This window comes from Bradyrhizobium sp. MV1.5 (assembly GCF_055807615.1).
In genome coordinates this window covers 91,002-113,038 of record NZ_JBVVPL010000011.1, presented here as the reverse complement: position 1 = coordinate 113,038, position 22,037 = coordinate 91,002, and the positions used below count along the sequence as shown (strand labels likewise).

Sequence of the window (22,037 nt, the reverse complement as noted above, 5' to 3'; positions counted from 1 at the left end):
CATCGTTGTTACATTGCCCGAGCGGGGCTGCGACGCGCGTCAGGAGCCATTATCCCCGGGGCCTTATCGATCCTTTAGGGAACTGTCCCTGGCCGGGCCCGTGGGCTCGGACATATGGTGCCCACCTACTTTCGTAGGGAACTCCGGGATCGAGTGCTTCAACGGCGTTCGCGGCTTCGCACTTTTGTTGTTCTTCCTTCTGGTTCGTGCCTGTCGAAATTGCGTCCCCGACACGCTGCGGGTGATGACAGCGGGGGTAGCTCTGCCTCGGGGGCAAGCGCATGACCAACACCAAAGCCGAACTCCGCGCCAAAGCCCTCGCGGCGCGCGATGCGCTGAGCGACAAGAAACGCACCGCCGCCGCCGCCAAGCTCGCCAAGCGCGGGCTGCCATTCCAGCTCCTGCCTGGCAGCGTCGTCTCCGGCTATTCGCCGATCCGCAGCGAGATTGATCCGATGCCGCTGCTGAAGAAGCTCGCCGAGCAGGGCGCCAGGTTGGCACTGCCTTGCGTCACCGCGCGCGGCCAGGCGCTGATCTTCCGCGTCTTCCATCCGAACGATCGCCTGATGCTCGGCCCGCTCGGCATTCCCGAGCCGTCTCCTGGGGCTGCTGAAGTCATTCCCGACATCATGCTGACGCCGCTCGCTGCCTTCGATCGCCTCGGCCATCGCATCGGCTATGGCGCGGGGCATTACGACCACACCTTCGCGCATCTGCGAAAAGCCAAGAATATCGTCGGCATCGGGCTCGCTTTTGCAGCGCAGGAGATCAAGGCGGTTCCGGCACTATCCCACGACGTGGCGCTGGATTATGTGCTAACGGAATCGGACGTATTCGATTTCCGGAGTTCTGAAGTTGCGCATTCTGTTCGTGGGTGATGTCGTCGGCCGTGCCGGGCGCAATGCCATCGCCGAATATCTGCCCGGCATGGTCAAGGACTGGTCGCTCGATTTCGTGGTCGTCAATGGCGAGAATTCCGCCGGCGGCTTCGGCATCACGGAAGCGATCTATCAGGAATTTCTCGACGCTGGCGCCGACGCGGTGACGCTCGGCAATCACTCCTGGGACCAGCGCGAAGCCCTGGTGTTCATCGAGCGCGCCGAGCGTTTGGTGCGGCCGGCGAACTATCCGCGCGGTACCCCCGGTCGCGGCGCCGCGTTGGTCGAGACCAAGAACGGCAAGCACGCGCTCGTCGTCAACGCGCTCGGCCGCGTCTTCATGACCCCGTTCGATGATCCTTTCGCTGCGCTCGAGCGCGAGCTCGGGGCCTGTCCGCTCGGCATTGCGGCGGACGCCATCGTCGTCGACTTCCATTGCGAGGCGAGCAGCGAGAAGCAGGGCATCGGCTTCTTCTGCGACGGCCGCGCCAGCCTCGTCGTCGGCACCCACACCCATGTGCCGACCGCCGACCACCAGATCCTGTCGGGCGGCACCGCCTACATGACCGATGCCGGCATGACCGGCGACTACGATTCCATCATCGGCATGCAGAAGGAGGAGCCGCTGCGCAGGTTCACCTCCGGGATCCCGTCAGGCCGCTTCGAGCCGGCGGCGGGCGCTGCCACGCTCAGCGGCGTTGCCGTGGAGACGGATGACGCGACCGGACTCGCACTGCGGATTGCACCGGTGCGCGCAGGCGGCCGGCTGGAGCCGACGACGCCGAAGTTCTGGTTGAGCTAGTTGGCGCGTAGCCCGCTACACACTCAGTGTCGTCCTGGCGAAAGCCAGGACCCATTACCACCGGCGATGGTAATGGGCAGGCTCGTGGTCGAGCGTGTCGCGCCAAACAGGCAGTTGGTGTAATGGGTCCTGGCTTTCGCCAGGACGACATTGAGACCTACTCCGCCGTCTGCTCCCGCAACTCCGCAACGTCCTTCGCCGTCAGCTTCGAGCCCTTCGTCCCGAACCGCGCCGTGACGTAATTCGCCACCGCCGCGATCTCGTCATCGCTATAGGCGTTGCCGAACGCCGGCATCGAGAGCGCTCCGTCGGGCGTGTGGCGCTTGGTGCCTGACAGCACGATCTGCGCGACGTTGGTGGCGGCGGGGTCGTTGACGGCCGAGGTGCCGGTCAGCGTCGCCATCGGCGAGACCGGGCTCTCGCCGCTCCAGCCATGGCAGCTGGCGCAGGCGCTGGCGAAGACCTTCTTGCCGCGTGCGTCCGCCGTAACACCGTCCTTGTGCGAGGCGGGCGCGACGGGCGCGGTGGTTGCGGGCAGGTCGGGCGAGGGCTGCGGCGGCACGCTGCGCAAATAAGCGACGATGCTGCGGACGTCCTCAGGCGCGAACTGGCTAAAACTGTGGTCGACGGCTTCACCCATCGGCCCCGACGCCGAGCCGTGGCCCGGCGCATGGCCGAGCGAGAGATAGGAGATCAGATCCTCGTCGCGCCAGCTGCCGAGGCCGGTGGCCTTGTCGGAGGAGATGTTGAAGGCGCGCCAGCCGGCCGTGATCGCGCCGGCGAACTTCTTGCGGTTGTCCAGCGCGAAGCCGAGATTGCGCGGCGTGTGGCATTCGCCGCAATGTGCCAGCGCCTCCACGAGATAGGCGCCGCGATTCCACTCCGGGCTCTTCGACGTATCGGGCGCAAAGCGCGTGTCGGGATTGAACACGGCCGACCAGACCATCATGGCCCAGCGCTGGTTGAACGGGAACGACAGCGTGTTCTCTGGCGGCTTCGCGCGCACCGCCGGCAGGCTGAACAGATAGGCCTTCACCGCCAGCACGTCCTCGTCGGTCATGTAGGTGTAGGACGTGTACGGCATCGCCGGATAAAGCCGGGCGCCGTCATGGCGCATGCCGCGCTGGACGGCGTTGAGGAAATCCTGGTCGCTGTAATTGCCGATGCCGGTGTCCTTGTCCGGCGTGATGTTGGTGGAATACAGCGTGCCGAACGGCAGCTTGAAGCCGAGCCCGCCCGAATAGTCCTTTTCGCCGGGCTTGGTGTGGCAGACCATGCAGTCGGCCGCCTTCGCGAGGTATTCGCCGCGTTCAACCAGGCTCGCCTTCTCCAGCCTGGCCGGCACGCCGGTCGGCTTGCCGGCGCGGTAATCCGCCAGCGCCACCTTGGGGCCGCCCGCGAAGTCGAGCGGGCCGGGCCCGCGGATGAACCAGACGCCGAGCGCCACCACGACAATGGCGATCGCGACCAAGCTTGTGAGGATACGCATCTTGCCGCTCATGCCTTTTTCCCCGCAGCCAGCAGTTTCCGATCGATCGGCAGGCGCCGCAGCGCGACGCCGGTTGCCGCGTAAATGGCGTTGCGCAGCGCCGGCGGTCCGGCATTGACGCCGGCCTCACCGATGCCGCCGGGCGCCTCGCCGCTCTTGACGACGATCACCTCGATCTTCGGCATCTCGTTGATGCGCATCATCCGGTAGTCGTCGAAGTTCGACTGCTGCACGCGGCCTTTCTCGATGGTGATCTCGCCATAGAGAGCGGCGGTGAGGCCGAAAATCAGGCCGCCCTCGATCTGCGCCTTCACCGTGTCGGGGTTGACCGCGATGCCGGTGTCGACGACTGAGGTGATGCGGCGGAGCACGATCTCGCCGATATCGTCGATCTCCGCTTCCACGACGGTCGCGAGGAAGCTCGCAAACGACGGCTGCACGCAGACGCCGCGGGCGACCCGTGGTGGCAATGCCTGGCCCCAGCCGGATTTCTCGGCGGCGAGATCGAGCACCGCGAGCATGCGCGGATTCTTGGTCAGCATCGAGCGGCGGAATTCGACCGGGTCCTTTCCTGCCTTGCGCGCGAGCTCGTCCATAGCGCATTCGACCGCGAACACGTTGTTGTTCGGACCGACGCCGCGCCAGAAGCCGGTGGGCACCGCCGGCGGTTCGGCGCGGACATATTCGACATGGAAGTCGGCGAAGTCGTAGGGCGCATCCACGGCGGCGTCGACCGCGTCGATGTCGATACCCTTCTGGAACGCCGGCGGCAGCCAGCGCGCCAGCACGGCGGAGCCGGCGACCTTGTACTTCCAGGCCGCCACCTTGCCGTCGACCAGCGACGCCGTGATTTGGTCGCGATAGACCGGCCGATAGACGTCGTGCTGGATGTCCTCCTCGCGCGTCCATATCACCTTGACGGGATAGTCGACCTGTTTTGCGATTTTCACGGCGGCCACCACCATGTCCGGCTCGAGCTTGCGGCCGAAGCCGCCGCCGAGCAGATGCTGGTTGACGATCACCTTGTCGACCGGGAGGCCCGCGGCTTTCGCCGCCTCCGACTGCACGCGCGTCATGATCTGCGTGCCGGTCCAGATCTCGCAGGCGTCCGGCCTGACGTGAACGGTGGCATTGATCGGCTCCATCGAGGCATGCGCCAGGAATGGCAGTTCGAAGCTCGCCTCGAACCTGTCGCCGGTTGCGAGCCCCTTGGCGATGTCCCCGACGGATTTCGCGACCACGCCGTCCTTCGCGCTGGCGGCGCGCAGATGCTGCCAGATGTCGTTTGTGCTGAGCTTCGCGTTCGGGCCCTCGTTCCACTCGATCTCGAGCGCATCGAGGCCTTTCTTGGCGGCCCACATGTGGTCGCCGATCACGGCGACCGTGTCCTCGAGCACCACGACCTTGCGCACGCCCGGAATTTTCACCGCCGCGCTGTCGTCGACCTTGCCGACCTTGCCGCCAAAGACCGGGCAATTGGCGATCGCGGCGATCTTCATGCCGGGCAGGATCGCGTCGATGCCGTAGACGGCCTTGCCGTTGACCTTGTCCGGCGTATCGAGCCGCTTCAGCGGCTGGCCGATGATCACGAAATCCTTGGGGTCCTTGAGCGGGACGTCCTTCGGTGGCGTCTGGCCCTGTGCGGCCAGTGCCAGTTCGCCATAGCCGAGCTTGCGGCCGCTTGCGGCATGCACGACTTCGCCTTTCGACGTCGTGCAGCTTGCAGGCTCGACCTGCCATTGCGCCGCTGCGGCCTGCACCAGCATCGCGCGCGCACTCGCGCCGGCAGTGCGCAGAGGCTTCCACCAGGCGCGAACCGAGGTCGAACCACCTGTCGCCTGCAGGCCGAAGGCGGGATTGGCGTAGAGCTGGTCGTTGGGCGGCGCGTGCAGCACCGCGACCTTTGCCCAATCGGCGTCGAGCTCTTCGGCCAGGATCATCGAGATCGAGGTATAAATGCCCTGGCCCATCTCGACCTGCGGCATGATCAGGACGGTGCGGCCGGTGTCTTCGATCCGGATGAAGGCGTTCGGCGCGAACTTGCCGTCGGTGGTGTCCTTCGGCTGCTCCGGCTCGTTGACGGCAGCGCGCAGCGGCAGGTGGAAGGCAAGCAGAAAGCCGGTGGCGAGACCGCCAGTTAGCAGCGAGCGGCGGGAAACGGCGGGAAGAGTCTTTTCAGTGATCATGGCGAACCTCACGACGGCCGGCCGGAGGCGGCCTGCTTGATGGCCTCGCGGATGCGCACATAGGTGCCGCAGCGGCAGATGTTGCCGGCCATCGCCGCGTCGATGTCGGAATCGTCAGGGCTGGGCGTTGCCGCCAGCAGTGCCGCGGCCGCCATGATCTGGCCGGACTGGCAGTAGCCGCACTGGATCACTTCGGCATCGAGCCAGGCCTTCTGCACTTTTGCGCCGGCCGGTGTGCTGCCGACATGCTCGATCGTGGTGATGGCGCGGTTCGCGACCGCGCTGACCGGCAAGACGCAGGAGCGCACCGCCTTGCCATCGACGTGCACGGTGCAGGCGCCGCACTGCGCGATGCCGCAGCCGAACTTGGTGCCGGTCATCCCGAGGACGTCGCGCAGGACCCACAGCAGCGGCATGTCAGGTGGCGCGTCGAACGATTTCGTTTCGCCGTTGATGGTGAGAACAGTTGCCATATGCATCCCCTTGCTCGCTCGATCGCTTACGGCGATCTAGTCAGCGAATTCGCGCGCACAATAATCATATCGATGCGAAACGATGAAGCGTCGACATGTCCGGCAATGCATTTTTGCGCAGCGAGCGCGTCAGGCCATGACGTTCACGAATTTGTGCGGCGATCGCTGCAGCGATTTTGGGCTAATTGATATGATAAGCGTCATTTTCTGACGCTTTTTCTTCGTGCGCGTCATTGATCGCCGCAGATGATCGTGCGAATGCGCAAAATCATGCGATGACGAAAGTCGTGCGATTGTGGAAGTCGATCGACGGCGCGGATTATCGCATATGAGCTCGGCGGAGCCTGAGCGAGCGCCTCGTCCTTCGAGACGCCCGCTTCGCGGTCTCCTCAGGATGAGGCTGACTGGCAACTGTGCCTGTCGAAATTGCTGCCACGTGCTCCGTCCTCATCCTGAGGGCCCGCCGGAGGCGGGCGTCTCGAAGGATGGCCGCAGGGGAGATTCGCAAATTGGGTAAGAACGTTGGCGCCGGCAGCGGTCGCTGCAATGTCTTGGCCTGATCCCGCGGCGCGCGCATCCGCACCTCGCGCTCTTCGGCGGTTGTCAGGATCACCGACATAGCCTTTGGAGGGGATCGGCTCAACCACGGCGTTCGGCCCGCGGGCGCCGTCTTGGATCACCCGGCAAAGGGAAGCCTGATCGTGAACGAGGCACCGCCGTGCTCCCGATTGCTCGCCGATATGGACCCGTTGTGCGCTTCGATAATGGTGCGCGCAATGGACAAGCCCATGCCCATGCCTTCGGCTTTGCTGGTGTAAAACGGCTCGAAAACCTGTTTCAATTTGTCTTCTGGAATGCCGGGTCCGCGATCTGATACGGATAACTCGGCAAATTGATCGGCGCGCGCAGTCCGGATGGTGATAGTGCGGCTTTCGTGAGGCGTGTCCTTCATAGCCTCGACCCCGTTCAGCACAAGGTTCAAAATGACTTGTTGAAGCTGAATGCGGTCGCCGAGGATCGGTAGAGCCTCCGCCGTGATCATGTTGGCCATTTCGAATTTTCGGCTGACGGTCAGCGCCGAAAGAAACCTGATCGTCTCTTGCACAATTTCATTGAGGTCCAATCGCTTCAATTCGAACGGCGCCTTTTTGAGGAGGCTGCGCATCCTGCGAATGACCTCGGTGGCACGCCGGTCATCATGCAAAATATCGCTCACAATTTCCCTGAGCTCGACAACATCAGAAAGCGCGGCGATATCGGGACGCTGCGATTGCAGGATCGCGGCTGCGGTTTCGGCGTTCGTCAGAATAGACCCAAGCGGCTGGTTGATCTCGTGCGCAATCGAGGCGGTCAGTTCGCCAGCGGTCGCGAAGCGATTGACGTGGGCCAGTTCAGTCATGCGCTGTCGCGACTGTACTTCGGCAAATTGACGACGACGATGCTCAAACAGCAAAAGTGCGATCAGTCCCGCTTGCACGAGGACAAGCGCGATAGTGAATGCGATTTGCCACCAATATCGCTCCCACAAATTGGGCTCCCGGAAATAAACCGTGCTGTCAGGCGGCAGTCTGCTTTGAGAAATTCCCCAGCGCTGCAGTTGTCGCCAGTCGAACATAGGCGCAGCCAGCTGGACAAAACTCGGCTTGATGTCGGCAACATTTTCGCCGTTGAGGATGCGAAGCGCGACTTCCGCCGCCTGCTTGCTTTGTCTGGCGACGACCTGCATTGGTCCACCGACGATGCCCTCTCCGAAAAAACTTTCGTCGTGAAAAAAGATGGGTGCATTGGCTACGCTGTAAAATCGGGTAAACGCACTGTTACCCTCATGCGCCACTCCCGCCGCATCGACATTCAAACCAATCCAGAAAATCGCACTGTGCGGCGGAAGGTTGGCCGCATCCTTGAGCATGTCTTCGAAGGAAAGTTCATTGTACCATCGAAACTGGACACGATCCGCGAACCGCGCGGTGGACTTGGCGACCTCGTTACGCCACCAGGTTTCGCTCGGCGAAGCACCGACTACGATGGCAATCGTAGTTGTTTGAGGTAGGACCTGCAGGATATTTTCAAAGAAAACAGGATCGTCGTTCGTGATTGCCACGACGGTGTCGTACTTGGTCAATTTATCGAAGTCCACGCGGCGTCGCTCTACCAGAGTGTACAGCATCGGCGTAGTTGCAAAGAGGTCCTTGCGGTGCGCCTGCACGAAATTGGCAGCAGGCGCACCGATCGCGACGATCAGGTCGGGCGGCTGGTCTATATTGAGGGAACGAAGATACTCGACAAAAGGGGCGTCTGACTTGTCGCTGCTTCGCCGGGCATTCAGCAGCGATTGGTCTTGAAATTCAATGGATGCCCGTCGGCTCAGCTCGGCGCGAAGGGCTTCCGAATAATCAGTCCAAGGCCTGAACCTGAGACCGAATGAATGCAGCATCAGTACTCGCTTTGGCTGTGGATCGGCTGCCGGACTTTGGCCTGTCGTCGCGATCAACAATGCGATGGTCATCGCCGCGGTGAAGCTCCGCACCCGACAGGTTCGCCATGAGCGAGGCAGCCAGAAAAGCATCGCAGCCCGAGCCCCGATCCAAGTGGAGTACCGTATCCGCTCGATTAGATTATCAACAAGCGGAGACAAGGGGAAACTCCGGGGCAATTCTGACACAAGCAGGTTCGCAAGAGTTCATAGCGGGGCGTCGCGCGGTCCCGCGATAGGCCACGTCGCCCAGAGTACCTGCAGACCGATGACGCTGGGTCGCCATCGTCGGACGGTCACCGCCAACGCTTGCTTGCGCGCACAGAGGGCCAAGCCGCGCTATCGCGCGTCGTACGGATCAATAGGCGCAAATATAGTTTCCGTAATAATCGTAGCAACTGCGGCGGTACGCAGCAGCGCCAACGGCAGCCGCGCCGACCGCTGCCGCTCCCACACCGTAGCCGCGATAGCCATAGCCGCGATAGCCGCCCCGATAACCTGCGCCGCGCACTGCAACAGCGCCGCCGCCCCGGGGTCCTCGAACCGCGACGGCACCGCCGCGGTAACCGCCGCCACCCCGATAGGCACCTCCGCCGCGCCGAGCCTCGGCATTATCGGGGATCAAGCAGACGATGAGCAAAACGAAAGCGGCAAGAGGAGCGAGAATATAGCGGAGCATGATGGAACCCTTCCATGAATTCACTGAGCCCCGCTCGCGAGATTGCGGCTCACTCCGCGCGTGAGGTTGATGTAGATCAATCGAACCCGCGCACTGCGACGCCTACGCTGTGTTCAGCCGCACTTGAGGCGGCTTCCGTCACTTTCGGTGACGCAAGTGCGAAAAGGGAGGTCCGCCATGCATTCGAGAAAGCTTCTTTCGATCAGGTCAGCGACTGTTGCCGGGATTGCTGTTAGCGCCCTGTTGGGCGTTGCAGGTCTCACGCTAACTCCAGGCCCAGCCAATGCGGTCGTGTATTGCCAGTACACTGCTTACCCGGTGGGCTGCGTTGCCCGGGCAGGCGTCGTGCTCAGGCCGCGCCCGGTGGCGCGCGCTGCAGTGCGTCATAACGCCGGTGGCAATGCGAATGGCGGCGTCAATCGCGTTGGAGCCAGGCGGTAAAGGCCGATTTCGCAAGCCAGAAGAAGCCGTCATCGTTTCGTCCCGGTGGCGGTTTTTCTTTGTCTGGCGAGGATAGGCCAGTGGTACCGCCGGGGCGGCATTAGGGCATGAAACACACTTGGTACGTCACTTTTGAAGTGCCGCCGGACGGCACACTGTCAAGGCGGCGACATCCGCGCCTGACCAACACGTTTGAAAGCGAAGCAGCAGCTAAGGATTTTGCGCGAACCAAATTCCACGACGGACTGATCGTCACTGCAGGGACCATCATCCCTCACTTTCCGAGAGTGTCGATCCCATCGACGGAAATCCCAACGTGGCTTGAAGCACCGGGCCAGGTTGATCCAGATCAATAACTCGGCCACCGACGCTGGTGACATGCTCTGACGGGGCAGCAACCGGGAGCCTGAACATGAATGAACGTTCGGAGCCGAAACAGGTCTGTCGTCGCAACGCACTAACCTTCCTTGGATACGCAGGAGTGTTTGGGCTTTTGGCTTCGTCCGCAATTTTTGCGGCCTCAGAGGCTGTTGCTCAAACCACCGCGCCAGCCGCCGCGCCTACCACGCCGCCAGCGGACGTGCCGAAGTCAGGCACAGAACGCCGACAGGAGCGGCGCAGCGGGCGAACCGAGCGGCGACAGGAACGCCGTACGGGACGCACAGAGCGGCGCCAAGAGAGGCGTACAGGACGTGACGAGCGACGGGACGCTCGCGACGGCACCCCGGCCGCTGCGACGACCACGGAGCAAAAGAAGTAATCCGATTTGGCAAGCACAGCTACCGGGCCACCTCAACGTAGGCCCGGAAGGCCGTACAGCGCGCCGCCAGCGCCGGGCTACCAGACAGCTGCCGAGCCCCTACCGTATCCAGCCTGAAGAACGACCTTAATTCATCTTGCGCCGGAGCTTCTCAACGAGGGCGCGCAGGTCGTCAATGTGTTCGGCAAGTAGCTGCCGCGCCTGCTCTATAGGTGATTGTTTCCGCTCCGGCGCGTCGTTGCCCGCAGGGTCTTCGTCAGGATCGTCCATTCTCCTTAGTACGCGGCGTACCGGAAAAAGGTTTTATCAAAAGTGGCAACAGCGTGCCCTAAATAGAGGCGCTGCGGTCTGCCTTATCCGCAGCCTCCAGTATCGCAAGCTGGCTCGCGAGGCCGGTAAAACTGCGGGATATATTCTTCAAGATGTTCACTGTTCGCTCGGGTGTGCCGGGTTCAGCGGCCCTGCATCTGAGCGCAGCGGCGAATTCCCGGCAAGCTGCGGCCGTGGGCATCGCAGCAGGTCCGGTGCCGCTGATTGCTGGTCGACGCAGAAGTTCTTGAGATGCGGTCATCTGTGCGCGTGAGCGTTTTATCTGCTGCTGCACGGCGCCTGTTGCGTGCGGATGCTCGTCAAGTGTGCTGCGGTGGCTTTCTTCGAGGTCCTTGCCGGGGTAATAGCGTATGGCTGTTCTTCGCCCTCTCCACGCATTGGATGAACGTAAATAGTTTCACTCCTCATGATCCTCTGCAAGGATGGGTGCGGATTTCGGAATAATAGCACTCTACGCCTGTTTTGCCCGACGGCGCAATGGCCTCAACAGGCACCTACTGGATCGACGGATTCATCAGGCGCTTAAGTCCTTGATTCTGCTCGCCCCGGCTACTGTGCATGGGGTTGTTTTCGAGGTTTTTGATTCAAGGACGCCATGCGCCGCCGCCGTAAGCGCGTCGCGACGACCGTCAGTTTTGCCGAAAGCCCATCCGGAAGGCGCCCCAGTGCTTGCCGCGGATCATGATCGGCGAAGACAGATCCTTCATCAGAACGAACTGCCCGCCGCCCATGTCGCGGCGATAGGTCTGCAGCAGGAACGGCTTGGTGTTGGCAGCGACCTTCTGCACCGCGCGATCGGTGAACAGGCGGCGGTTGCGGCAATTGGCGTTATTCCAGACCGGGTCCTTGCCCTGCGGCAGGCGGTAGTTCGGGTTGTGCGTCGGCAGATAGCCGCCCTTGGCCCAGGCGACGCAGAACACGATGCGGGGATCGGACTTCTGGATCGGGTCCTGGATCGCGGGCAGCAAGCGGTCGGTGAAGTCGACATAGTCAGTGTTGTACTGCTTGGGATCGGTGCCGGGGATTTCCCGGTAGTTCTCGTCCATGAACTGGTCGAGCGTGATCTCGCCGCGCCCGATGGCGGCTTCGAACTCGTCCGCGATCCGCTTGGCGGTCTCGACGACGATTCGGATCAGCGGCGCATCGGACGTCTCCACGCCGCTGTCGGCGATCAGCGCGATCAGGCCTTCGGACGTGTCGAGCAGCTTCGTCACCCGCTGGTCGGCGTTCTTGAGATCGCGCGAGGAGAGGTCGACGCCCCTGGCGAGTTCGTTGAGCTCGCTGATGACGGTGTCGCAGTGTCCGAGATTGGAGGTCGCCGCGCGCGTGACGCTGCCGATCTCGGCTTCCACGGAGGCGAAGCCCTGCTGGACCCGCGAGATGATGCCGGAGATGCGCTGGGCGCCTTCGCCGGCCGTCTTCGCACGCTGCGAGGCGTCGCTGCTCTCGCCGATCAGGCCTTCGATCTGGCCGTCGAGATCGCGCACGGTGTCGGAGATCTGGTGTGTGGCCTGGCGGGTGGCTTCCGCGAGGTTCTTGACCTCGCTTGCCACCACCGCGAAGCCGCGGCCGGCATTGCCGGCGCGTGCTGCCTCGATGGTGGCGTTGAGCGCGAGCAGGTTGGTCTGCTTCGCGATCGCCTCGATCGAGCCGGACACTTTTGCGACTTGTGCCAGCGCGGAGCCGACGGCGCTCAGGCGCGCCTCGATCCGCTCCACGGCTGCAACGAGTTCGGAGATGTGGCTGACCGCGGCGTCGACTGCGCCGCGCGACTGCGCGATCTCGCCGACCGCCGCTGACGTGGTCGTTTGCACTGCCTGCGACGCATTGGCGATGTCGTGATTGGCCGACACCATCGTCTCGGCGGTTTCCTGGAGGTGATGGAACCGCTCCGACTGGTTCGCGACGCGGCTTGCGACTTCCTGGACGTTGCCGGCGATGTCAGCGAGTTCCACGCCGAGGCCGCCGATGCGGTCGGCGAGCTGATCGATCAGCCGTTCGGCAAGCGTTCGGTTGGAGCCGGTGTCCAGTACTGCAAGTTGTACGACGGACATGTCTTGAGAGTCCTCCAGTCAGAGCCGTTCGCCGGCTCACCGCGGCATTCCCATTCCAATTCCGGTCTTAAGAGGTGATTCGCGCTTTGGCGTCTTGCCTGAGCGCGCACTAGAGCTTGTAGGCCGTCCTGAATCCGCCCCAGTGCCGGCCCTGCACGCGGATCGGAACGTCGATCTCGCGCATCATCACCGTATTTCCGTTCCCCATGTCGCGTGCATAGCTCTGGACCAGATACGAGCGCAGGTTGCGCGCGGCGGCCAACCCCGCGGGATCGTTGAACATCCGCCGGTTGCGGCTGTTGGCCGTGTTCCAGGCAGCATCGCCCGGCCGCTGCGGATGCGAATAGATCCTGTTGTGCACCGGCAGGAAGCCGTTGCGGTCGACCATGGCGCAGAACGCCAAGCGCGGGTCCTTTGCCAGAAAAGCCTCCTGGAACGCCGGCAGCGCGCGGTCGGCCCAGTCCAGATATCTGGTGCGGTACTGCTGCGGATTGGTTCCGGCGATTTCGGCGTAGTCAGTGTCGAAGAGGTCGTCGATCTTCACCTCGCCGCGGGCAACCGCCTGCTCGAAGATCGCGGTCAGCGCGTTGCCCGCTTCCATGGCGCGGGTGACGAACTCGGTGTTTTCTTCGTGGATCGACCAGAGCCGGTCCTCGATCTTCTCGTTGAGCGCGGCATCGGGATTGACGAATTGCGCGCGGGCGCCGGCCTTGGATTGCTCGACCACGCGCAGGCGGCAGGCGCCGACGCCTTCGAGGGTGCCTTCGACCATTGCTTGCGACGCAAGGCGGCCCGCGTCCGCGCCGCCGATCAGCACGCCGTCCATCGCTATCTCGTAGACCGGCAGCACGCCCCGGGCGGTTTCGAGCTTGAGATGGCAGGGCAGCCGCTCGGTCTTGCGGCGGTCGTCGTGCTCGCTCTGGCGCAGCAGCACGGCGCAGCGCGATTTCAGTTTCTGTGCGAAGGCGGTCACGGCCTTGCCGGCGCTGGCGACGTTCTCGCCGTGGCTCTCGGCTGCCTTGGTCGCAGCATCGATCTCGGCTGCGCTTTCGCCGACCGAGATGATGAACTCCGACGCGCTTGTCGCGTTGCCGGAGACTTCGCTGGTGGTGGCGTTCTGTTCGGCGACTGCGCCGTTGACGGTCTCGAACACCGGGCGGATCGCCTCGATCGCCTGCGAGATGCGGTGCACCGCATCCGCGGAGCCGGCGGCGTCGCGCTGCAGCGCGTCGATCTTTTTGGTGATCTCCTCCGTCGCGCCCTGGGTCTGCACCGCGAGTGCCTTCACCTCGGTGGCGACGACCGCAAAGCCTCTTCCCGCAGCGCCCGCGCGCGCGGCCTCGATGGTCGAGTTGAGCGCGAGCAGCGTCGTCTGCCGTGCGATCTGCGCGATCAGATTGACGACGTTGCCGATGGCGGCCGAGGATTCGCGCAAGCGATCGACGTTGGCGCGGGCTTCCTGCGCCGCGGCGCTGGCCTCGTCGGCGAGCTTGCCGGCCTCGCGGACCTGCGCCCCGATGCCCAGCGCGGACTGGGTGAATTTGTCGGCGGCATGGGCGAAGGTGGAGGCGTTCGATTGCGCGGCGTTGGTCCGGCCGGTCAGGGCGTCGGTGCGGTCGCGAATGGCGGCAAGCGTCGTGGCGGTCGCCTCGGCGCCGCCGGCCACCGAATTGGCGGCGCGCTCGAGCTGGCGAATCATGGCGCCCAACTCGAGTTCCAGCAGTTCCAGGATTTCCTTGGCCGAATCGCTCTCGACGGCCGCGGCAGGCTCGGAATGGGCCGCCGGCTGCGCAGCCTGCGGGGCAGCCGCAGTTGCAGCCATGTCCGGCAGACGCTTCCGAAATAGTCCGAATGCCATCAGGTCTCTCTTGTCGGGGGACGGTCGGAGGCTATTTTCGCAGGCTGGAATGAAATCAGGGTTAACGATGCCTGACATCTAGGCACGGTCCCGTACGGTGTTACCTTAAAGTCGTAGAGTCTCTTTCATTCCAGTGGGGTGGCGGCCTATAAGGCCGCGTTTCCCCACGCTCACCTTGGCGCACGAGTCCCTAGAGAAGATCACGCATGGCCGGACATTCCCAATTCAAGAACATCATGCACCGCAAGGGGCGGCAGGATGCCCAGAAGTCGAAACTGTTCGGCAAGCTGGCGCGGGAAATCACCGTTGCGGCCAAGCTGGGGACGCCCGACCCCAACATGAACCCGCGCCTGCGGGCAGCGATCACCGCGGCGCGTCAGGAGAACATGCCGAAGGACAATATCGAGCGCGCCGTCAAGAAGGCGCTCGGCAATGACGGCGAGAATTATGACGAGATCCGCTACGAGGGTTACGGCCCCGGCGGCGTTGCCGTCATCGTCGAGGCGCTGACCGACAATCGCAACCGTGCGGCTTCCGACATCCGCTCCTTCTTCACCAAGTCCGGCGGCAATCTCGGTGAAACCGGCTCGGTGTCCTTCATGTTCGACCGAACCGGCATCGTCGAATACGACCGCAGCGTCGCCTCCGACGATGCGGTGCTGGATGCCGCGATCGAGGCCGGCGCCGACGACGTGATCTCGAGCGAAGGCGGCCACGAGATCTACGCCTCGACTGAAGGCTATCGCGACGTCGCCAAGGCGCTGGAAGCCAAGTTCGGCGAGCCGCGCAAGGCCGCGCTGATCTGGAAGCCGCAGAACACCGTCGCGGTCGACGACGAGACCGCCGAGAAGCTGCTCAGGCTGATGGACCTGCTCAACGAGCACGACGACGTCCAGCACGTCTACGCCAATTTCGAGGTGTCGGACGCGCTGCTGGCGAAGATGGGCGGGTAGGGGGCCACTTCCCCTGTTACTTCCGTTCTGTTTCTGTTTCCCCCACGGCGGCCAGCCGCTATCACTGGCCCATGACGACGCTCCCGATTCGTGGCCCCGTTCGCATCATCGGCATCGATCCCGGCCTGCGCCGCACCGGCTGGGGCGTGATCGAGGCCGAGGGCAACCGCCTGATCTACATTGCCTGTGGCTCGGTAGAACCGCCGGACGATTTGCCGCTGGCGAGCCGACTGCTCGCGATCCATGAGGGGCTCGCCGCCATTCTGTCCGGTCACAAGCCGATGGAAGCCGCGGTCGAACAGACTTTCGTCAACAAGGACGGCGTGGCGACGCTGAAGCTTGGCCAGGCCCGCGGCGTCGCCATGCTCGCGCCCGCGATTTTCGGCATCAGCGTTGCCGAATACGCGCCGAACCAGGTGAAAAAGACGGTGGTCGGCGCCGGCCACGCCGACAAGCAGCAGATCGCGATGATGCTCAAGATCTTGCTGCCCAAGGCCGATCCGCCGTCCGCAGACGCCGCCGACGCGCTCGCCATCGCCATCACCCACGCCCATCATCGCCAGAGCACCGCGCTGCGGCTGAAGGTGGCAGGCTTATGATCGGCAAGCTCAAGGGCCTGATCGATTCCTACGGCGAGGATTTCGTCATCCTCGACGTCGGCGGTGTCGGTTATCAGGTGCATTGCTCGACGCGCACGCTGCAGCATCTGCCCTCGCCGGGCGAGGCCGCCGTGCTGTCGATCGAGACCTATATGCGCGAGGATCAGATCAAGCTGTTCGGCTTCCGCAGCGACCAGGAGCGCGAATGGTTTCGCCTGCTCCAGACCGTGCAGGGTGTCGGCGCCAAGGTCGCGCTCGCCGTGCTCGGCACGCTGCAGCCGTCCGACCTCGCCAACGCCATCGCGTTACGCGACAAGGCCGCGGTGGCGCGCACGCCTGGTGTCGGCCCCAAGGTCGCCGAGCGCATCGTCACCGAACTGAAGGACAAGGCGCCGGCCTTCGCCAATGTTGATCCGGCGGTCGTGCATCTCGCCGGTGCAATGGACGACCAGCGCGCGCCCCGGCCCGTGGCGGACGCGATCTCCGCGCTGGTCAATCTCGGCTACGGCCAGCCGCAGGCTGCGGCCGCGATCGCATCGGCCTCGCGCAGCGCGGGCGAGAGCGCCGAGACCGCGCAGCTCATCCGGCTGGGCCTGAAGGAGCTGTCGAAGTGAGTGCGGCCCGCGCCAATCCCGTCGCCGTTCTTTTCCGTCGCCTTTCGCGCGTGGCCGGTATCGTCGTGATCTTCGCCGTTGTGGGGCCGCTGACGGTCGCCACGCTGGTTTCGGTGATGGTGGCGACGCTCGGTGCCGCGGTGCTGCAGATGTTTCTTGCGCTCCTCGAGCTGGAGGCACTGCGCACCCTGGTTTCGGTCGCGATCGTGCTACTGGCCATCGCCACGGTTCTCGCCTCATTCCTTCCCGCAGTCGCCGCCGGCTTGATCTTCGCGCTGGCCGCGGTCTACGCCGAGCTCAACATGATCTGGATGGCGTGGCTCGCCGCGGCCGTGGCCGCCGCCGGCTTCGTCGGGTTTGGCATGTTCGTTGTGCCCGCCGAAACCTCCGCAGTGATCTTGCCGAGTGTCCGTTCCGCGCCTGAGGCGCTGAAGCTGTCCGCCTTGCTCGCTATCGTCGCTGTCATGCCGGCCAGCCTGTGCTGGTGGCTCGCGAAACCGCTGCACCGTGTTATCCTGCCCGCATGAGCACTCCTCCCCGCATGGTCACGCCCGAGCGCCGCAGCGATGATGTCGGCGACACTGCGCTGCGCCCGCAATCGCTATCCGACTTCGTCGGTCAGCAGCAGGCGCGCAAGAACCTCTCGATTTTCATCGAGGCGGCGCGCAAGCGCGGCGAGGCGCTCGATCACGTGCTGTTCGTCGGTCCGCCGGGCCTTGGCAAGACCACGCTGGCGCAGATCGTGGCCAAGGAGCTCGGTGTCGGCTTTCGCGCCACGTCGGGCCCGGTGATCGCCAAGGCTGGCGATCTTGCCGCGCTGCTCACCAATCTCGAAGAGCGTGACGTGCTGTTCATCGACGAGATCCATCGCCTGAGCCCGGCAGTGGAAGAGGTGCTCTATCCCGCGATGGAGGACTTCCAGCTCGACCTTATCATCGGCGAGGGCCCGGCGGCTCGCTCGGTCAAGATCGAGCTGTCGAAATTCACCCTCGTCGGCGCCACCACGCGCGCCGGCCTGCTCACCAATCCCTTGCGCGATCGATTCGGCATTCCTATCCGGCTCAATTTCTACACCATCGAAGAGCTGGAAAGCATCGTCACCCGTGGCGCCCGGGTGCTCAATGTCGGCATGAGCGCGGACGGCGCCAACGAGATCGCGCGCCGCGCCCGTGGCACGCCGCGTATTGCCGGCCGGCTGCTGCGCCGCGTGCGCGATTTTGCCTCGGCGGCCGATGCCGACAGGATCGATCGCAAGATTGCCGACCACGCGCTGAGCGCGCTCGAGGTCGATGCCGCCGGCCTCGATGCCATGGACCGCCGCTACCTCACGACCATCGCGCAGAACTATGGCGGCGGCCCGGTCGGCGTCGAGACGATGGCCGCCGCTCTGTCGGAGCCACGCGATGCGATCGAGGACATCATCGAACCCTATCTGATCCAGTGTGGCTATCTGCAGCGGACCCCGCGCGGCCGCCTGCTCACCTCGCACGCCTTCCGCCATCTCGGGATCGCCGAGCCCTCGCGCGATGTGGCGGCACAGTTCGGCCTGTTCGGCACCGACGAGAGTGACGACTGATCTGCGCAAGTACGGACTGCTCGGCCGTCATTAATTTCCGGTCATCTCGTGCAGAGGGTCTGCACAAACGCACCCCATTTCTGCTCCAATAGGGTCGCATCAAGGAGCTGCATCACCATCGAGCTTCCATGATCACGCGTCGTCATCTCATCCGTTCCATCGGCGCCCTGTCCGCCCTCGGCGTCTCGACCGCGGCCTATGGCGTCGGCGTCGAGCCGGTGCTGCGGCTTCGCGTCACCCGCTATCATCCAACCCCGCGGCAATGGCCGGCGGATTTCCAGCTGAAGATCGCGGTGATCGCCGACATCCATGCCTGCGATCCCTGGATGTCGCTGGAGCGGATCGAGGCCATCGTCGATCGCACCAATGCGCTCAACGCGGATATCATCGTGCTGCTCGGCGACTATGTCGCCGGCCTGCACCAGGTCACGCGCATCATTCCGGCGAACGAATGGGCCAAGGTGCTGGCCGGCCTGAAAGCGCCGCTCGGCGTCCATGCCGTCATGGGCAACCACGACTATTGGGTGGACAGGACCGTGCAGCAGGCTGGGCACGGGCCGACGGTCGCGCATCGCGCGCTGGAGGCGGCCGGCATTCCCGTCTACGAGAACGACGTCGTGCGGCTCGCCAAGGACGGCCGCGCGTTCTGGCTCGCGGGCCTCGGCGATCAGCTCGCCTTTCTGCCGGCGCGACGCTTGCGGAGCACGGGGCGCTTCGGCGCCGATGATCTCGATGCGACGCTTGCCAAGGTCAGCGACGACGCGCCGATCATCCTGCTCGCGCATGAGCCCAATATCGCGCCGCGCGTGCCCGCCCGAGTCGCGTTGCAACTGTCCGGCCACACCCATGGCGGCCAGGTCCGCCTGCTCGGCTGGTCGCCGGCGGTTCCACCGCAGCACGGCCTCCGGCTCGCCTATGGTCATGTCCGGCTGAAATGCGACGTCATCATCTCCGGCGGCCTCGGTTGCAGCATCATGCCGCTCCGCGTCGGTGTGCCGCCGGAGATCGTCGAGGTCAGGCTGGGACGGGGGCCGGCGGTCGCGTAGTCCAGCTTGCGCGGCCGGCCGTTTTTGCGCAAAACGGGCCTCTATCTGAAAGCGAAGAGGCTCGCGACGTGACAGCTCATCTCGACGGCGAGATCCGCGACGGCCGCCACCACATGCAGGTCCGCGTCTACTACGAGGACACGGATTTCCCTGACTTGCCATTGTCGTAGTATGCAAACGTGCTTATCTCTCGCTCCTTGCTGCGGTTTTCGGGAAAAAGGTTCTTTCCGCAAAGCGCGGAGCTGTTCAGGTAGGGCGTATATTCGTAGGGCATCCGCTTGCGAACCGGATGCACTACTATGCATTCAATCAAGTTGCGGAAGGCAATGCGAGTTTCGATCGCCTTCGGATTGGTTTTGAGCGCGGTGATAAGCCTTCTAACCTCCGAGGAGTATCGGTCACTGAATTTCGGGCGATCGAAGCAAACTATATTTTCGCCGCCACCGCCGAGCAGCCGCAAGCGCTCTTCAACGCTTTCCCGCTCCAGGTCGCACTCATCGATCCGCTTGAGCAATTCGTCCGGCTTGCGGCGGCTATTTGCGATGGCATAAGAGAGGCGTTCGATCTCGGTAGTCAATACGCGGCGTCGACGCTCTAGCTTATTGTGTTCGCTACCATTGTTCCGATCGTTTTTGCGCTCCTCCTTCCAAGTACGCATCGCCTCTTCAATGGCTTTCGGCGAAAGCAATTTCACCTGGATTTTTTCGGAGGCATCCTCGAGCAGAACGTCCATATCAAAGCTACGGGTGTGCTCGCAGGTGCCCCGCTGATGCGCGCTGGCGCATGCCGCGCGCGGCGCACCGTTACGCGAGGATTGAGCGATTCGCATATGGCCATTGCAGACGCCACACCGGAGCACACCGGCAAGCGGGTGCTCATTGTTGCGCGGACTCACGGCGCGACGCCGCGGCTGGCCAGTCGGTCCGAACATAGACACCGCGCGCACCCTACGAACCTTCTGCGCTAGATCCCAGAGCCCTTGCGGAACGATCCGCAGCTCTGGCTTTTTGACGATAATGTGGCGTTCAGCTGGATTGCGGCGCTTCTGTTTCTTCTGCGTCTCTGGGTTAAGAATTGTCGAGCGAACGTTCCAATGTATCTCGCCGATGTAGAGTTCGTTGCCGATAATGCCGCGACCATGCCGACCGCCTGTGATGCACTGATGGTTCCAGGTGGTGCGACCCGCCTTGTTCTTGTGACGAGTTGCCCCTGGTGAGGGCACACCTTCGCGGGTGAGGTCAGCGGCGATAGTTCGGGTCGAGCGGCCCGCTGCATATTCTTTGAAGATGCGGAGCACAATCTTTGCTTCGTTCTCATCGATTGCGCGCTCGCCGGGCGCGCCCGGCCTTGGCCGATAACCATAGGCGTATGAGCCCGGAATTCTTCCGTTCGCAACAGCGTTGTCATGGCCGCGCCGAACCTTTTCGGCGAGCTGCGGCTTGTAAATCGTGTTGTACAGACTTGCGATGCTAATGTCAGTGGCGGTCGCGTAGACTCCTTTCTGATCCATCAGCTCAACGCCGTTGAACTCGAAAACCTGCTTGAGACGCTGGATGGTTGCGGGATCGCGCGACAAGCGGTCGAAATGCTCAACGACGACTACGTCAAACTGCCGGCTTCGCACACCGTTGAGCAAGCGCTGATAGCCGTCCCGCGCACCTTCGGTAAGACCAGATTTTGCGGCATCCACAAACTCGCCGACGACATCGAGGTTGTTGCGCAATGCGACCTTGCGGCAGAGTAACAGCTGACCGTCAATCGAGCTCGCCTTTTGCATGTCGCTCGAATAGCGCGCGTATATTACGGCCGTTTTCTTCGATGACGGTGTCGTCATGCCGGTCCTCTATCGGCTGCCCCGAGCCATGATTTTCATCCCGTGCGATCTGACGGCCGATGGCGCGCGCCAACTCAAACCAGATTTCCTCATTGTCCGGATTATCCCAGCTCTGAGGATGGGAGGGGGCAAGCGGTCGAATGGTCGCTCGTTGTCTTCGGAAAGATCGGATGCGGGTAGGCATTTGCAAACTCGCGAGCGGAAGCTAGCGTAAATTTCCGCGCTGCGCTACGGCCAAGCCGCAGCGATTACTCGCAACGCGTCCCTCATGCTGGCTTCGGCAGCGTCGAATGAAAATGAAATTCGTCAAGTGCCGCAGCGTGCGTGAGGGCATTCCTGGCGATGAGGCGCGTAGTCCAGAGCAGAAATGCTAAGCAAAGCGGAGTAAAAATACTGGCGGCGGCGTAAGTTTGTTATCGGGTGCGGGTGCGGGTGCGGGTGCCCGGTGCGTAGGAGCCGTCCTCGGTTCCCCACATATTGTAGTGGCTGCCGCAGAGCCCCGGCGAACTGTAACGTTCAGCCCAGACGCGGTGGTCCGACCCCAAGGCCCCTTCGATGATTGGGTCTTTTCTTATTCCGCTTGTTCGATCTTGCGTCGAGGCTCCAAGAGCCAGCAATCGCGTCTTCGTGAGCTCCGCAGTAGGGCGCGAAAAGCACTGTCAGAAATACTCGTGTTCCTCAGCATGCTGTAACTGGCGCTCGGGCAACCGGTTCGCCGGCAAGAGGGCCGGGCCGGTCAGCTGGCGGCCGGAAGGCTGACGCTCGAATCATCGCTCAAAGGCGCGATGATTTCTAGCGTCATGTAACGGGCGCGCTGGACGGCCCATTGTCGTTCTGTTCGAGCAGGACCACTCCAATGAGGCGAACCATGGCCTCCTCGTTGGGGAACATGCCGACCATATGTCCAAACCGGTTCACAGCCTTGCTGCACCACATCGAGAAAGACGCTCTGCTTCGGGCGTTTCGACGACAAAAGCCCGCAGGCCGGCGCG

The 22,037-nt window shown here is 63.4% G+C and carries 19 protein-coding genes, 1 other RNA gene and 3 pseudogenes; 12 read left to right on the top strand and 11 right to left on the bottom strand.

Features of this window, described 5'->3' with window-relative positions; all coding sequences use genetic code 11:
* Positions 1-21: 21 nt before the first annotated feature.
* The 3 genes from ssrS to AC0L2J_RS13530 all read left to right on the top strand — a co-directional run bounded on the left by ssrS (position 22) and on the right by AC0L2J_RS13530 (position 1,680).
* A non-coding RNA gene (gene ssrS / locus AC0L2J_RS13540) (6S RNA) lies at positions 22-181 on the top strand.
* Positions 182-281: 100 nt separating this feature from the next.
* Positions 282-878 (top strand): 5-formyltetrahydrofolate cyclo-ligase, encoded by a 597-nt coding sequence (locus tag AC0L2J_RS13535; RefSeq protein WP_473390526.1) that lies wholly within the window; start codon positions 282-284, stop codon positions 876-878.
* Positions 856-1,680 (top strand): TIGR00282 family metallophosphoesterase, encoded by an 825-nt coding sequence (locus AC0L2J_RS13530; protein ID WP_007605532.1) that lies wholly within the window; start codon positions 856-858, stop codon positions 1,678-1,680. The genes AC0L2J_RS13535 and AC0L2J_RS13530 overlap by 23 nt, the downstream gene beginning before the upstream one ends.
* Positions 1,681-1,837: 157 nt before the next feature.
* Here the strand turns inward: AC0L2J_RS13530 and AC0L2J_RS13525 are convergent, their stop codons facing one another.
* The 6 genes and pseudogenes from AC0L2J_RS13525 to AC0L2J_RS13500 form a co-directional block, all read right to left on the bottom strand.
* Complete coding sequence (locus AC0L2J_RS13525) at positions 1,838-3,181, bottom strand: c-type cytochrome (RefSeq protein WP_473390523.1); 1,344 nt, start codon at positions 3,179-3,181, stop codon at positions 1,838-1,840.
* A complete protein-coding gene (locus AC0L2J_RS13520) occupies positions 3,178-5,355 on the bottom strand; it encodes a xanthine dehydrogenase family protein molybdopterin-binding subunit (protein ID WP_473390520.1) in 2,178 nt (725 codons plus the stop codon). Before AC0L2J_RS13520 ends, AC0L2J_RS13525 begins: the two co-directional genes overlap by 4 nt.
* A gap of 8 nt (positions 5,356-5,363) precedes the next feature.
* Positions 5,364-5,828, bottom strand: a complete 465-nt coding sequence (locus tag AC0L2J_RS13515; protein ID WP_198287862.1) for a (2Fe-2S)-binding protein — start codon at positions 5,826-5,828, stop codon at positions 5,364-5,366.
* 529 nt (positions 5,829-6,357) lie between these two features.
* Positions 6,358-6,484 (bottom strand): annotated as a pseudogene (locus AC0L2J_RS13510) (SOS response-associated peptidase); the annotation flags it as partial.
* 20 nt (positions 6,485-6,504) lie between these two features.
* Positions 6,505-8,394 carry a sensor histidine kinase gene (locus AC0L2J_RS13505; RefSeq protein ID WP_473390516.1) on the bottom strand — a complete coding sequence of 630 codons (1,890 nt, stop codon included), beginning with the start codon at positions 8,392-8,394 and terminating at the stop codon, positions 6,505-6,507.
* A 265-nt stretch (positions 8,395-8,659) separates the two neighbouring features.
* On the bottom strand, positions 8,660-8,980 hold the full coding sequence (locus AC0L2J_RS13500; protein WP_473390513.1) for a hypothetical protein: 321 nt from the start codon (positions 8,978-8,980) through the stop codon (positions 8,660-8,662).
* A 177-nt stretch (positions 8,981-9,157) separates the two neighbouring features.
* On the opposite strand from AC0L2J_RS13500, the gene AC0L2J_RS13495 reads away from it, so the two are divergent.
* On the top strand, positions 9,158-9,421 hold the full coding sequence (locus AC0L2J_RS13495; RefSeq protein ID WP_473390509.1) for a hypothetical protein: 264 nt from the start codon (positions 9,158-9,160) through the stop codon (positions 9,419-9,421).
* Between the two features lie 107 nt (positions 9,422-9,528).
* On the top strand, positions 9,529-9,777 hold the full coding sequence (locus AC0L2J_RS13490; protein WP_473390506.1) for a hypothetical protein: 249 nt from the start codon (positions 9,529-9,531) through the stop codon (positions 9,775-9,777).
* A 530-nt stretch (positions 9,778-10,307) separates the two neighbouring features.
* Here the strand turns inward: AC0L2J_RS13490 and AC0L2J_RS13485 are convergent.
* The 3 genes from AC0L2J_RS13485 to AC0L2J_RS13475 form a co-directional block, all read right to left on the bottom strand.
* Positions 10,308-10,451: a hypothetical protein gene (locus tag AC0L2J_RS13485; protein WP_473250662.1), complete on the bottom strand. Its 144-nt coding sequence runs from the start codon at positions 10,449-10,451 to the stop codon at positions 10,308-10,310.
* 689 nt (positions 10,452-11,140) lie between these two features.
* Positions 11,141-12,565 carry a methyl-accepting chemotaxis protein gene (locus AC0L2J_RS13480; RefSeq protein WP_473390503.1) on the bottom strand — a complete coding sequence of 475 codons (1,425 nt, stop codon included), beginning with the start codon at positions 12,563-12,565 and terminating at the stop codon, positions 11,141-11,143.
* A 109-nt stretch (positions 12,566-12,674) separates the two neighbouring features.
* Entirely contained in the window at positions 12,675-14,423 is a 1,749-nt protein-coding gene (locus AC0L2J_RS13475; protein WP_473390501.1) for a methyl-accepting chemotaxis protein, read from the bottom strand.
* A gap of 206 nt (positions 14,424-14,629) precedes the next feature.
* Between AC0L2J_RS13475 and AC0L2J_RS13470 the strand changes: the two genes are divergently transcribed.
* From AC0L2J_RS13470 to AC0L2J_RS13440, 7 genes and pseudogenes are all read left to right on the top strand, one after another.
* Positions 14,630-15,376 (top strand): YebC/PmpR family DNA-binding transcriptional regulator, encoded by a 747-nt coding sequence (locus AC0L2J_RS13470; RefSeq protein ID WP_007605550.1) that lies wholly within the window; start codon positions 14,630-14,632, stop codon positions 15,374-15,376.
* A gap of 71 nt (positions 15,377-15,447) precedes the next feature.
* The gene (gene ruvC, locus AC0L2J_RS13465; RefSeq protein ID WP_063994729.1) at positions 15,448-15,975 is read left to right on the top strand and encodes a crossover junction endodeoxyribonuclease RuvC; all 528 of its coding nucleotides are present in this window, start codon (positions 15,448-15,450) and stop codon (positions 15,973-15,975) included.
* Positions 15,972-16,589 (top strand): Holliday junction branch migration protein RuvA, encoded by a 618-nt coding sequence (gene ruvA, locus AC0L2J_RS13460; RefSeq protein WP_473390498.1) that lies wholly within the window; start codon positions 15,972-15,974, stop codon positions 16,587-16,589. The genes ruvC and ruvA overlap by 4 nt, the downstream gene beginning before the upstream one ends.
* Positions 16,586-17,116 (top strand): hypothetical protein, encoded by a 531-nt coding sequence (locus AC0L2J_RS13455; RefSeq protein ID WP_473390495.1) that lies wholly within the window; start codon positions 16,586-16,588, stop codon positions 17,114-17,116. The genes ruvA and AC0L2J_RS13455 overlap by 4 nt, the downstream gene beginning before the upstream one ends.
* The gene (gene ruvB, locus AC0L2J_RS13450) at positions 17,113-18,165 is read left to right on the top strand and encodes a Holliday junction branch migration DNA helicase RuvB (RefSeq protein WP_473250669.1); all 1,053 of its coding nucleotides are present in this window, start codon (positions 17,113-17,115) and stop codon (positions 18,163-18,165) included. The genes AC0L2J_RS13455 and ruvB overlap by 4 nt, the downstream gene beginning before the upstream one ends.
* 128 nt (positions 18,166-18,293) lie before the next feature.
* The gene (locus AC0L2J_RS13445; RefSeq protein ID WP_473390491.1) at positions 18,294-19,211 is read left to right on the top strand and encodes a metallophosphoesterase; all 918 of its coding nucleotides are present in this window, start codon (positions 18,294-18,296) and stop codon (positions 19,209-19,211) included.
* Between the two features lie 68 nt (positions 19,212-19,279).
* Positions 19,280-19,360, top strand: a pseudogene (locus tag AC0L2J_RS13440) (acyl-CoA thioester hydrolase); the annotation flags it as partial.
* On the opposite strand, the gene AC0L2J_RS13435 reads toward AC0L2J_RS13440, so the two are convergent.
* A complete protein-coding gene (locus tag AC0L2J_RS13435; protein WP_473390488.1) occupies positions 19,342-21,045 on the bottom strand; it encodes a recombinase family protein in 1,704 nt (567 codons plus the stop codon). The pseudogene AC0L2J_RS13440 and the gene AC0L2J_RS13435 sit on opposite strands and share 19 nt — an antisense overlap.
* Before the next feature lie 736 nt (positions 21,046-21,781).
* Positions 21,782-21,942 (bottom strand): annotated as a pseudogene (locus AC0L2J_RS13430) (IS256 family transposase); the annotation flags it as partial.
* Between the last annotated feature and the right edge of the window lie 95 nt (positions 21,943-22,037).